This window comes from Paenibacillus sp. lzh-N1 (assembly GCF_002872435.1).
In the GTDB taxonomy this organism is placed as follows: Bacteria; Bacillota; Bacilli; order Paenibacillales; family Paenibacillaceae; genus Paenibacillus; species Paenibacillus polymyxa_C.
The window spans coordinates 2,304,258-2,317,857 of record NZ_CP025696.1 but is presented as its reverse complement, the minus strand read 5'-3'; the positions used below and the strand labels follow the sequence as shown (position 1 = coordinate 2,317,857).

The 13,600-nt window shown below is 46.8% G+C and carries 9 protein-coding genes; 1 reads left to right on the top strand and 8 read right to left on the bottom strand.

Annotated elements, in window-relative coordinates; genetic code table 11:
• Window positions 1-10 precede the first annotated feature (10 nt).
• From C0638_RS10495 to ftsE, 8 genes are all read right to left on the bottom strand, one after another.
• Window positions 11-4,075, bottom strand: coding sequence for a glycosyl hydrolase (locus C0638_RS10495; RefSeq protein WP_058712038.1), 4,065 nt, complete (start codon window positions 4,073-4,075; stop codon window positions 11-13).
• Between the two features lie 372 nt (window positions 4,076-4,447).
• On the bottom strand, window positions 4,448-4,831 hold the full coding sequence (locus C0638_RS10490) for a hypothetical protein (protein WP_016324783.1): 384 nt from the start codon (window positions 4,829-4,831) through the stop codon (window positions 4,448-4,450).
• Between the two features lie 273 nt (window positions 4,832-5,104).
• The gene (locus C0638_RS10485; RefSeq protein WP_016324784.1) at window positions 5,105-5,662 is read right to left on the bottom strand and encodes a class I SAM-dependent methyltransferase; all 558 of its coding nucleotides are present in this window, start codon (window positions 5,660-5,662) and stop codon (window positions 5,105-5,107) included.
• 178 nt (window positions 5,663-5,840) lie between these two features.
• On the bottom strand, window positions 5,841-7,157 hold the full coding sequence (locus tag C0638_RS10480; RefSeq protein WP_058710918.1) for a PDZ domain-containing protein: 1,317 nt from the start codon (window positions 7,155-7,157) through the stop codon (window positions 5,841-5,843).
• Window positions 7,158-7,321: 164 nt separating this feature from the next.
• Window positions 7,322-8,788 (bottom strand): S41 family peptidase, encoded by a 1,467-nt coding sequence (locus C0638_RS10475; RefSeq protein WP_016324785.1) that lies wholly within the window; start codon window positions 8,786-8,788, stop codon window positions 7,322-7,324.
• 204 nt (window positions 8,789-8,992) lie between these two features.
• A complete protein-coding gene (locus tag C0638_RS10470; RefSeq protein WP_058710917.1) occupies window positions 8,993-10,276 on the bottom strand; it encodes a murein hydrolase activator EnvC family protein in 1,284 nt (427 codons plus the stop codon).
• An 84-nt stretch (window positions 10,277-10,360) separates the two neighbouring features.
• On the bottom strand, window positions 10,361-11,278 hold the full coding sequence (gene ftsX, locus C0638_RS10465) for a permease-like cell division protein FtsX (RefSeq protein WP_013373346.1): 918 nt from the start codon (window positions 11,276-11,278) through the stop codon (window positions 10,361-10,363).
• Complete coding sequence (gene ftsE / locus C0638_RS10460; RefSeq protein WP_007432660.1) at window positions 11,268-11,954, bottom strand: cell division ATP-binding protein FtsE; 687 nt, start codon at window positions 11,952-11,954, stop codon at window positions 11,268-11,270. The genes ftsX and ftsE overlap by 11 nt, the downstream gene beginning before the upstream one ends.
• A gap of 223 nt (window positions 11,955-12,177) precedes the next feature.
• On the opposite strand from ftsE, the gene C0638_RS10455 reads away from it, so the two are divergent.
• Entirely contained in the window at window positions 12,178-13,596 is a 1,419-nt protein-coding gene (locus C0638_RS10455) for a VanW family protein (protein WP_058710916.1), read from the top strand.
• Window positions 13,597-13,600 lie beyond the last annotated feature (4 nt).

The following is a 13,600-nucleotide window of genomic DNA, read 5'->3' as shown; positions in this document are numbered from 1 at the left end:
TTTATATCATTTAATTAGCTGTCGGTTCAGTTCCCCAAACAAGTACACCGTTATGATACAAGGTAGCTTTCATATGATCGGCATATGAGGTTTGTGTGCCTTTATAGGAGTAATCGTCACTTTCGTTGTAATTCGACCAGTCTGTTTTGTGAATACGGGTTTGGATTTCGCCCGTGCTTCCTCCAGGTGCTAACACGCCTGCGTCTGAGTTAAAGCCGACTTCCAAATAATAATCGACACCGGTCGTAGGCTTCTCCATTTTAACCAGTCTACCGTTCAGCTTCGAGCAGCTCAGCGCCGCATAGTCGCAGTTGAAAGTCTGCTCACGGTCACCGTCGATCGTGTAGTAGTAACGAATTTTCAACTCGTTGAGCGGTACGGAGGCTGTCCCTTTGTTTACAATTTGGAAGTGCGGATTCAGGTGATTGTCGTTCACCTTGGTATCCGCTGTGCGATACTGGAGCAGCAGTCCTGTTGTTGGCTGCTGAGTATCCGCTTTTGGCGCTGCGCTGGCCGTGTTCGACAGGGTCTGTCCTGCATCGTTCTTCGCTACGACTTGGTAGTAGTACGTCGTGTCTGCCGTTACAGCTGTGTCGGTGTAGCTACTGCCGTATACATCGCTCACTACAGTTGCGAACGCGCCGTTTTCAGCCGTCGAACGCTTCACTTCATAGCTTTTTGCATTCGCCGATGCTGTCCAGCTTAGCGATACTTTCGCCGTTTCGCCCGCGGCGTTCAGCGTGAAGCTGCCCGGTACTGACGGCTGTTCGGTAATGCCATACGTTTTTAAGTTCGTTGGAAGCTCATCAAGCGTAATAACGTTCGGATGATTATACACTTTTTTCAGATGCTCGAGGCTGTTTTGTTTACCGTCTCTCAGGAAATCCCCATACCATGTAGCGAACCAGCTCCAATGGGCTTGATACGCCTTCATTAGATCAGGGTCTGGGATCGGTCCGTTTTCGCTCATGGCAACTAACTTTTTGTCCTTGCCCAATGTAACAAGGTCTTCGTATTTTGCAATTTGCGGGCTGTAATCACCTGCTTGCGGATAAGAGTCAAAGCTCAAAATATCCACATATTCGTCTCCAGGATACCAGTCCGGAGCAACAGAATTCCATACCCATATCAGATTGTTCAATTTGTGCACATTCGTCAATCGGTCGTGCATTAAAATATACAATTTTTTAACAGGCTCAGGACCTTTGGCGCCCCACCAGAACCATTTGCCTTCTGCTTCGTGCAAAGGACGGAACAGGACAGGAACTTTCGCATCCTGCAGCTTCTTCAATTGCGCTGCGATCACATCGATATCGCGAATAAGTAATTTATAATCCTCGGACTCTGGATGGCTCATCGCATATTCTATATCGAATGTGGTCGAATCGGCATAGAAGCCTCTCCACCATTCTTTTCCCTGCGTATCGATCAGACCTTTCGGCGCGTTCCAGTGCCATGCAAAGGTAACGATGCCCCCTTGCTTATCCCATGCAATCGCCTTTTCCGCCTCTGTAGAACTAAGACCATGCTCCGCTCTGCTTGGCGAATAGTCGATCAGATCAAGCGCTGCAATCGCCGGCTTTTTACCTACATTAGCTTGAAGCCAATCAATTTCATTTATTTCCTCTTGACCAGAGAGCATATTCTTCCCGTATTGATCAACCAGGTAGTTCATCAATGCTTTTGCTTCTACCGTCGCATTCGGATTAGTGAGCGTTTTGGTTACCGCATGGGGTGGGCGATCAGCAGCAGGCTCCAGCCTGACGTAGTCGATATCATACCAGCCCCAGCCTGTTTCAAAACCGATCGTATTCGCGCCTGCATTCAACAGAAGCTTGCCTCCGGAAGTTTCTTTGAAATCAGCCGTTTTCCCGAGCACCAGTTCTCCAAACGCTTTGCCGTTTAATGAGAAATTCGTGCGTTTGTCATCATGAGGAGAACGATAGCCGATTGTAAGATTGTACAGACCTGCCGTGGGAGCCTGGATCGTCATCGTTAGAGAATCCCCTGCATTGTGAAAATTCGTTACATAACCAGTACCGGAGTAGCCAGTTCCACTGGATTCTACAATGGTTCCCTTCAGCGTGCCGTCTTCAGCTTCATAGCGAACCGGATCGTTTACAGACACCTCCGGAACCGCTTTCAAAACATTAGATTCGCTCGTTCCCTTATTTGTCTTGGCGGTTACTTTGTAATAGTATGAAGAGCCGTTCGTTAGGTTAGTATCCGTATAAGACGTTTCGATTAAGCTGGCTGCTACAGTAGTAAAAGGACCGTTTTCATCCGTTGCCCGCTGTACACTGTAGCCCACAACTCCGTTGGAAGCGTCCCAGGACAAATGGACTTGCCCATCGCCTGCCTCTGCTTTCAGCTTAAAGCCCTCAGGATTTTCCACTGGTGGCACAGACGTATCTTTACCGGCAGTCAGCACGATATGATAAGCCGTCAAAGGCGGTACGGTATAAGTAAAACGGTTGCCTGAAATTTGCGTGATTGGCGCTGCTTCTTTAATTTGCGAGCTAGTTTTATCGAAGCCCCATACTTTACCGGAGCCGTAAGTCGTCTCGCCAGAAAGATCAAATTGGGCGTCGAATGCGCTGTCTATGCTTTTATTCATGACTACGAGGTGCAGTTCCTTGTCGGATGCATTCGATATGGAAGCATGCACTGAGCTGTTGACAATATCCGACGTTTGCGCACTAACACTGGTGTTACCAAAAGTAGAGCTTTTTCCGTCATAATTGCGGTAAAGCTTGTAAGCGGCACTAACGTAGTTGTTGGCACCATCCTGTAACTTCCAGTAGTTTGCCATATAGACATCATTTTTGCCTAAAATGCCGAGCACATCGGTCATCGCGATCCCGCCGGAAATATCATTTTCGCCGCCATAGCTATACTCGGTCATTGCCAGCTTGGTTCCTGGATAATATTTATCCACCGACTGCTTCAATCGAGGCAGTATAGGCAAAAATTCGCTGTTCCATTGGGCGATCCAGCTATCTTCCTTATAGGTCGGGTCCCACAAAGTACGAGGTGCCTGCATTCTGGCTTTCTTCGTTTCGTCATTGCCTACCTCATTCGTAATTCGTATGCCTCCGCCCATCGCTTCGGGATACCAGTGCACATCGAAGACATCCAGCAATCTCTTGCCTTCGGCTTGCGAACTGAGGCGCATTTGATCCAGGTAATAGTCCACAAACCAGCTATAGCTGCCTTTTACAGAGTCCCAATCAGGTGCGGTTTGCAGATCTTTATAAGCGCCAAAACCGTAAAGAACCGGCCCAAAAATTTCTGCACCCGCGTCAACCGCCTTCACAGCTTTGGATAAGCTTACTGACCGGTCTACCAACTCTTTCGCCCCAACCTTTTCGCCATGAATACGCGGATGTGTATGCGACCAGAGAGCGGGTTCATTGTCGAGTGCATATCCTTTCACACCCGTCTTTGTTGAAGCAGCGCCATACTTGTTCACTAAAAAATGGACGAACTCATCCGCATAGACCCGATTGTCATTCAGATCAGGCTGTAGCTGAAACGGTGCATTTTTGGCGTTTACGACCTGATTCCAACGAGCGGAAGGGGCTTTTTCGCTTTCCTGCACACTGCCGTTTCCATCCTTGGCCACGTAGCCGGCCATCGGCAACGTAACTAAAGAATAAGCGCCTAGCTTCAGCGATTGATCATGAAACGAAGTCGTCACCGCTCCCGGTTTTTCGCATTCTGCTCCTGTCAGGCCACCGTTATTACATAAAAAGTTATCGCTGGATTGCTGCCAGTCACTTCCTGCATTGGACATATTGTTTTCCCAGTTGTATCCGGTCATTCGATTGCCACCAAGTCGTCTGGCAGCCATATTTTCATCGCCTGCCAAATCCTGATTCGTACCGTATATATAAGGACTAATAGGCTTACGATCCTTGGATGTATCTACTTTAATGGTAATAGTTTTTGCCGTTTGACCGTGAACTACAGTTGGAGCTGGTAGAGCCCCTCCTACTATCATTGTGCATGCCATGACGACAGGCAGCCATTTGGAACGTTTGAACAAAAGATTACTACTATTTTTCGCCCTCATACCACTTTCCTCCTTTACATTTGAAAAGAGCAGCACCCCATACGAGTGCCGCTCCATCAGGCTTTAAGGCTCCTGATTCCTAACGAGTTAATCTTCCGGTACAGCGTCTCGAAGCTCCAGGTATTCGGTTGATTACACTCTCCTCTCCGTCCGAAATTCAGAATTGCTCGGATCTTCAAATGTTGTAATACAGCTTTGCTATACGTTCTACCGACCAAATCCTCATATCGAACCATTTATGGGACGTAATGTCCATATACTTAGATTATTCCATATATCCATATAGCAGAACATTGACTAGAGTTAACTTATTAAATAACTTTATAGCCTGAGTATAGAAAAAAGCCCCTTAGTCAAGGGGCTTTTTTATCTCTACCGTACTTTATCCTTTTGAATAAGCTCATAGTAAATTCGTGCAGGCTCGGCATCTCCAGTAGATAAAATGTATTCTGCTAAAGGTGCACACAGCTTTTGGAGATAGAAGGAGTACAGCAGTTCAGCCGTGTCAAAATGAATGTTCAACACTCGTTTCATCAGTTCTTCAAATTTGTTATAATCCAGTTCTTCCGGGCTAATATCAAACGGGTATTCTGGAAAGGTTTGTTTTTGAATCTCAACAAATTGTTCCTTAAGTTTCGGTTGATTGCCTGATCGTGCAGCCGAAAAATTCATCATAAAAAAAGATACAAAATCTGTCTCACGGTCGCTTAACCCATAATACTCACACCAGCGCATGAACATCAGCGGTTTTACCATATATAAATCTCCTTTAACAAAAGTTCAGATTTATTATGAATCCTACAAAAATCTAACAGGTTCCAACTTATGTAATATATAGGTTAAGCCCCATTTTAAAATATGATTCCTTAAAACAATTTTGCTATTTAACATATCCATTCTCTTATATTTCCATAAAAGTAGGCAACAAAAAAGACCGTTTCAACATCTTAATGATGCTGACCTAGTCTTCTCATAATCATCCGCATATGGATATTCGTATTTATTCTAATCTCCTACATAGCTGAAGGGTCACAGGCTGCAAGTGAAGACATAGGCTGGCGGAACATTATAGTTTACCTTTTTAATCTGGATATCTGCAAAAAAAGTACGGAAGAAATTGTGCTTAACCTTGCTGTACTGGAACGTAATAAACTTGCCCTCCTGGCCTAGTACCTCGGCCGTTTGTCCCAAAATAAGGCTGGATAACGCAGCGGGTAAGCTGGTAAAAGGGAGCCCCGATACGATATAATCCACCTTCGAGACATGATACTGTTTCATATACCGCGCTACATGCTCGGCCGATCCATGAATAATGTGTACCCTTTCCAAGTGTCCGTATTTGCTTTGTAATGTTTTATAAAACGATTCATTAGCTTCAATCACTAACAGTAACGTTTCTGGACGCTTGTTCAAAATCAACTCCTGCGTAAACACACCGGTCCCTGCCCCATATTCAATAATGCATGAGGCTTTATCAAAGTAAATCGGTGTGGCAATTTGCTTGGCCAGCTGTCTTGAACTGGGTATAACAGCGCCTACGCTGCGTGGGTGCCTGATGTACTCTCGAATAAAGTGAATCGCGTTCATCTTTTCCTCTCCCTGCTTGACACACATGATAGGCATTCGGTTCATCAAAGGTTTCCATTACATATTCATTGTATACCGATGAGAATATTGATTTCAAGCAGGCTACTGTCGCCATATACAAAAGAGGATAGCCTTATTCGATTCTAATCAAATAATGACTACCCTCTTGTTGTAATATCTATTGGTCCATGGTGTCCAAATGCGTACTCTCTGCCTTGGATGCTTGTTCCGCTTTACGTCGTCGTGCGCCTATGTGCATGGCCACAATTCGGTAGATGGAGGCCGGTTGTATGGATACGGCCCAGCCTGCGTGTTCATCCGGTGCAAGAACAACCCCTAGCTGGTGATGATCGCCATCGTACATGCCTCGCTGTACAAACTTGCTCTCACCTTGCAGATTGCGTACCTCCAGCTTACAAAAAGCAGAGTTGATCCGCAAGGCCTGGTGCAGCTCGGCACGGCTGTTCACAACCATGCCATTCACACGATAAATGGCCTCGCCTGGTAGTATGCCCATGGCTGTCGCCGGGCTATCTGGCAGCACAGCGAGAACACGCATCCCTTGCTCTGGATGTACAAACATCGGGCTAAGACGGCTTTCCTCTATATTTCCGTACCAAATCAGCGCTTCATGGGCCAGGAAGGAAAATAACGCTGCCAGCAAGATTAGCGGACTCCACCAGGCCGCTAACAGGCTTAGCAGAAGCAAAGCCACACTGTACAGGAGCAATCGGTTCGAAGTGAGTACTGCCTTCTGTCGTGGTAGCTGGCCGAGCGTCACACTGCTAAAGCCCATCAGGACTGGCAGAGCTGCTAGCATATACCCCGTTCCGGCATCGCCGCCGAACAAAGGTGTCCAGGGAAGCATGAATCCTCCCTGAGCAGGTACCAGCAACAGCAACGGAATGGGCCAGAGATCTTCCATACGATAGCCACCGACCAATCTCCCCCGTTTGCCCTCAACAAACAGTGGCATAGCTGCCTTTCCTCCTTGCCAGCGAACCAACAGCGCTTCAGCCACATGCAGCACAGCAACGAGCACTAAGAGTGCTGGAATATCCAATCCGCGGATAGCTGCTACCGATGTCCCGAGCGCTCCCCCAGGCTGCCAGCCACTGGCTACGTTTAGAAAAAATTGAACTACACCTAGCAGACCTACCGAATAAGCAAGACACAGGTAGCGGACGCGTACCAGCATGAGCAATAATGTGGCTATCCACAGGCACACGATGGAAGTCGGGTTCAGATGCACGCTGACGAACATTCCTAGAGCGGATAGTGCCATCCCGGCAAGCAAGCCGCTCCATACGACACGCCAGGTCTCTGCAGCCCAGCTATGAATTCTAGTATGAAATAGCTTGCGCTCTAGTAGCATTTGCCGACGATAGCCAAGCGCGACAATGAGTATCGAGATATAATAAAACGGCTGCAAAAGCAGATACAAGCAAGCATTCAAGACGCTCCATCCCCATTGTAATGCCCATTCCAAGTCCATTCACACTCCTTATGCCCCTGGCCCGCTATATAGCGGATCACGTACATTTCATATCCATTTATTCTATATGAAATTGCCAACGTAGGGAAGACAAACCGACAGACTGCAAATAAATCCCAATAACAAAGGAGGCTGTTTCCAGCCCCCTTGTTGTAGCCTCACTATTATTTCGCTGCGCTTGTCTTCATTTCCTTCCGAATCTCTTCAATCCCCTGCTTGAGTTGATTATCATTTTTCGGATCGCGAATTTTTTCAATCAGCTTGGCTTCCATTGCTGCTGCTGTCTTGGCATCAATGATGCCGTTAGTCGTCAGCTTCGCCTCTTTTTGGAAAGCCATAACAGAACTTTCAGTCACTTTGTCAAAATAGCCGTCCTCACGACCTGGTTTGTAGCCCAAGCCTTGCAGAATGATTTGTGCATTTTTTACATCACTGCTATTCATATTGTATTTCAAGGATTTTTCCTTGCTCAGCGGCGCTGCCGTGAAGTATTCAGGCTGATCCACCGCGATATCCGGCTTAATCCCTTTTTTATGAATCCATGTTCCGTTTGGCGTTAGCCACTTGGCAATCGTGATTTTGAGCAGGCTACCGTCACCCATTTGCTTGTCATAGCTGGTTTGTACAGTACCTTTACCAAAGGAGTTTTCCCCGATCAACACTGCGCCAGCGGATTGCTGGAGAGCACCTGCCAGAATTTCGGACGCACTTGCGCTACCTTTGTTCATGAGCAAAGTCACCGGATAATTTTTGCGCGAACCTTTGGATTTTTCTTCCTCACGTTTCTGATTTTTATCTTCAACTTGTACAATCGTTTTGCCGGAAGGTACAAATTGCTCTGCAATATTAATAACGACAGAAAGCACTCCACCCGGGTTATTACGCACGTCAATGACGAGTCCTTTAAGCCCTTGTTTTTCCAGCTTGGCTAACTCTTCCTTGAAGCGTTCTGCCGTATTTAAGGAGAACTGGGTGATCGTAATGACACCTACACCGTCGCCTTCCATATGAGCCGTTACAGTTTCCATATCAATGTTGTCACGGGTAATCGTGTATTCAAGTGGATCCGGAGAACCGTTACGCTGAATTTTGACTTTTGCCTGACTGCCCTTTGGTCCACGAATTTTGGAAACGGCCTTGTTCAGATCCAATCCGTCCAGTGTTTCACCGTTAACAGACAATATAATATCCTTAGCGCGTAGACCCGCCTTTTCAGCCGGAGAGCCTTTAATTGGTGTGACTACGACTACTTTCCCGTTTTCAGCCGCTACTTCGGCTCCAATCCCAGTAAAAGAACCTTCTATGGATTGCTCGAACTGCTGTGCAGTTTCTTTACCCATATAAGAGGAATACGGGTCGCCAAGCGACTCCATCATCCCATTAATGGCGCCATCCACCAGCTTGGTGCGGTCCACATCCTGATAATACTGTCCCTGGATTAAGTCCATCGCTGTCTCAATTTTGCGGATATCACTTCTGGAGGAGGAACTACTTCCTGTCACACTCGCCAGCAGTCCTTCGCCCAGAGCGCTGTTCCCAACTGTGGTTGTTCCAGTATAAGCAAAAGTGAGCAGACTGCCGCCAAGCAGCCCGATCACCATCAAGAGTACCGCTGTACTTTTTTTCAACATCTAATCGTCCACCGCCTTCTCTTTATCTTGTATCCTATTTCCTCACAACGCATCCATTCACGAAGTATACGTCTAGCTTGTACGGAATATGTTAATTGTATCCTACTCTGTGTTTCAATGCACATGTTCTTCATTGGATATGAACCATTAAAGCAAAACCCTATCTACAACCGGATTGGTTACAAATAGGGCTTACCTTATCTATTATAAATAGTTCATCGGATTTACAGGTTTGTTATTCTCGCGCACTTCAAAATGACAGTGAGGTCCTGTGGAATTCCCCGTCGAACCCACTTCCGCAATTTTTTGACCACGTTTCACCGTTTGCCCCGTATGAACTACCGTACCACCGTTGCGAATATGTCCGTATAAAGTCCATAGTCCGTCTCCGTGATCAATGACAACCGTGTTCCCATACCCGCTCCACCATTCAGCAACAATAACAACACCATCTTCAGCTGCATGAATATCGGTTCCCTGCGGAGCCGCCAGATCAATACCTGTATGGCCTTTAAGCTTGCCGGTTATCGGATGTACCCGCATGCCAAAAGTAGATGAGAGTCGGTAATGGGCTACAGGCGTAGCCAAAGTACCTGATCCGCCTGTATACGTACTGGCTGCCGTATGACTGGAATTCGAGGCGGCGCCTGAGGATGAAGATGCATATCGCTTAGCTGCAGCTGCACGTGCAGCCGCTCTAGCGCGTGCTGCTTTGGCAGCCTGCTCCGCTCTGAGCTTGTTCTTCTCCTGCACCAGCGCCACACGTTTGTTCGCGAGGGCTACCAGCATATCGTTTTGCTCTTCACTGATTTCATCGGATTCAGCAATATCATGATCGTAGTTGGCAATCAGTCTTTGCTTCTCTTTTTCCTTCAAATTCAGTTGAGCTTTGGCGTCCTGCTTGAGTGCATACAACTTCTTGGCATTTTTATATTCCGTGTCGAGCTGCTTCTTCTTGCTAACGACCAGAGCCTTGTCCTTTTTATGCTCGTCCAACAGAATTTGGTCCTGCTCCACGATCGTTTTCAGAGAATCCACCCGGCTGAGAAAATCACTAAAGCTGGTTGAGGACATAAGCACGTCCATATAGGATACCGTTCCATCCGTATACATGAGACGCACTCGAGTTTCCAGCATTTTTTCCCGCGAATTGATGCGATCAATCGCTTCGGCTAAATCTTTTTTAGTCGCACGCAGATTATCTTCCGTTTGATCGATCTGAACCGCTACACGAGTCAGTTGATCACTGACGCTGTTAATTTGAGCAAGTACCGTTTTCAGGTTTTGCACGGTTTTATTTTTATAATGCTGAGCATACTGTTTATCTTGAGCAGCCTTTTGCTGCTGTTGCTTCGCAGATTTGGCTTGCTTTTCTAATTGGTTCAGTTGCGAATTGATTTCACTTACGCTTTTGGCATATCCGTCAGAAGGCTGGATTAGCAATGCAGCTACCAACGTAGCAGCCAACACAGATCCTATTTTTTTCAACTTGCACTCCCCATCCTTTATCGCAAAATAACACCGGGCTTCCCCGTTCTATTAAATCGACCACGACGTTCCACCAAATGCTTCTTAGACTTTCAAGAACTTGCGCATGGACAGGGTACTGCCAACAATTCCGACCAGCATCCCCAAAATAACCAGCAATGCACTCAGCTGAATCCAAATGCCTTCAAGCGGCATAAGCTTCAACATATTGAGAGCGATATCTCCTTGAACGGCTGTCAGCAAACGCTGATAGCCTGTAAATAAAATTCCTACAGTAATAAGAGAACCAATAAGACCAATAAGCGCGCCTTCGATAAAAAACGGCCATCGTATGAAAAAGTTGGTCGCACCGACCAGCTTCATAATGCTGATTTCTCTGCGTCGTGCCAATATCGTTACTCGAATGGTATTCGAAATTAAGAACATAGACATGATCGCCAGTCCGGCGACAAATATAAAGCCAACATTGCGGATCAGCTTGGTAATAGTAAAGAGCGTCTCTACAGTGCCTTTTCCGTAACGAACCTTTAAAATCGGTTTTTCGGGATGTAATGTATTCAGCTTCTCAATTTTCTCAGCCACAAATGGAACCGTCGTTGGTTCAATAACCTCTACCACGATTTTGTCCGGCAGTGGATTGCTGTCCTTGTCAAAGCCCTCTAGCAGATCCTTGCCACTGTCTCCCAAATCTTTGCGCAGCTCCTCCAAACCTTGAGCTTTCGTCACAAAGGTCGTTTTGCTGATTTCCGGCATTGCCGCGATTTCTTTTTGCAGCGTTTCACGCATGCTCTGATCGACATTGAGCTCCAGAAACACGTTAACTTCCACCTGGCTATCTGCTTGATCAGCCAAGGAGTTGACGTTAAGCACCAGCATGATAAAAACGCCCAATATGAGCAGTGACACAATAATTGAGGTGACGGATGCTACGGACATCCAGCCATTGCGGAATATGTTTTTGAAACCTTCCCGCATATGACGCAAGAAGGTATTAAAAGTCATATCCGTACTCCCCTCTTACCTGGTCTCTTACGATATTGCCATTTTCGATCGCAATGACGCGTTTACGCATGGAGTTCACGATGTCCTTATTGTGTGTCGCCATCACAATGGTCGTGCCCCGAAAATTAATTTCATCCAGCAGTTGCATGATCTCCCACGATGTTTCGGGGTCCAGATTCCCCGTTGGTTCATCAGCAATGATGACCGAGGGATTGTTCACGATGGCCCGTGCAATCGCTACACGCTGTTGCTCCCCACCAGAAAGCTGGGCAGGCTCACGATTCATTTTTTCTTTCAAGCCAACCAATTCGAGCACTTCTGGAACCCGCTTGCGGATCAGCTTCTTGGGAGCCTCTATAACTTCCATAGCAAATGCCACATTCTCATAGGCTGTCAAACGCGGCAAAAGCCGGAAATCCTGAAAAATGACTCCGATGTTACGACGAACGTAGGGAATTTTGCGCTGCTTGAGTTTCCCGATATTAAAACCATTGACTGAAATTTGTCCCTTGGTCGGTACTTCTTCTCTATAAATAAGCTTCATAAAAGTCGATTTACCCGCTCCAGACGGGCCGACTACGTATACGAATTCATTACGGTCAATTCTGACCGATACTCCTTGAAGTGCGTGGGTCCCGTTCGTATAGGTCTTCCACACATCCTGCATTTCAATCACTCGATCACTTCCCGCTGCTTAATCATATTACGTATAACCTAGTATCCATTCGACATATTCCATGCATTTCCTTTAAAAACTTCTGTATTTCATCATACCGTTTATCATTGTAACAAATTTGTTACCTAAATAGTACCGAAAGTTTTCTGCTTTTGGCACATATATATGAATATTGTGGCACACGAAACGCTATCAAGCTTATCAGACAGGAGACATCTGCATTATGAAAAAAATTCATTTATCTGTCATTTGGATATGGTCTGGTGTTCTGGCGCTGGCCGTGCTGTGGGGAGGACTTCATCTGTACGCCGACAGACAAACGCTACCAGAGGGAGTGCGAGTCGGAGGAGTCAACGTAGGCGGTATGTATAAAACGGACGCTCTTCGGCTGGTGGAGAAAAAACTGGATGCATTGAAGCAGCGTCCTCTGCTCCTCACGGACAGTGACAGCAGTGCACAGGATATAAAGCTAACACTCGCGGAAGCAGGGATTAGTTATAAAGCGGATGCATTCCGAAATGCGGTGAAGGCACTAAGCGCGAAGCATCTATGGACTCGCGTACAGACACGTTTTAGATTCGAGAAGGAATGGTCTATCACACCTTTCCAGCAAGAGAAGATCTTGAAATCCAAATTTGGAGCTGATTGGGAGGAGCAACGATACGGCATGCCTGTCAATGCGGTGCGTCAGATCGATGCAAACGATCAGGTTCGTTATATTCCGGAGCGCTCTGCCCGGCGCCTGGATTGGCCCAAACTGGACGTCGTAATGAACCAGGCACTCCCCAAGGATTTTACGGCTTCTGAGGAGCCGATCCGGGTGGAATTACCGTTCTACCAGCTGGAGCCGAAAATTACAGTCGACAGTCTGCGCAGCGAAGGTATAGAGCGAAAAATCACCCAGTTTTCCACCAGTCTCGGCAGCAGTTCGGAAGGACGTGTGTATAACGTTAATTCAGCGGCAAGCACCGTCGATGGTTTAATTCTCAAACCGGGTGACATATTCGACTACGGCCAGGTGATTGCCAAGGCTGAGCGCACCCATGGCTTTCGTGAGGCTCCAGTGATCGTGAACGGACGGCTGGAGTCCGGCATTGGCGGTGGGATTTGTCAGGTATCCAGCACGGTGTATAATGCAGCGCTGCGAGTCGGCTTGGACATTGTCGAACGCCGCAACCATTCCTTGCCAGTCAGCTACTTGCCCAAAGGTCAGGATGCGACTTTTGCTACAGGGTCCATTAATTTTCGTTTTAGAAATAATACCGGCAAACATTTACTCCTTCGCGCTGTGGTCCAAAATCGAACGCTTACTATCAAAATTTTTGGTACATTCCCATCCAATATTTCATATGAACTTGAATCTCACACCGTTCGCGTACTCCCTATACCGGTAAAAAGAATACGTAATGACTCCCTATCCCCCGGCTTCTATCAAGTCATTCGACAGGGCAAAGAAGGGTATGTGGTAGAGACATTTCGAATAAAAAAGGTGGATGGAAAACCCGTCGAGCGCACCCGAATCAGTCGCGATACGTACCGAGCGCAGCAGCGCATTATAGCTAGTTATGGCGGTAGCACATCGTCTGAGCCACAAACACGCGAACTGGAGAAACCTATTGTGGAAGATGGCATAAGCGAATAAACGA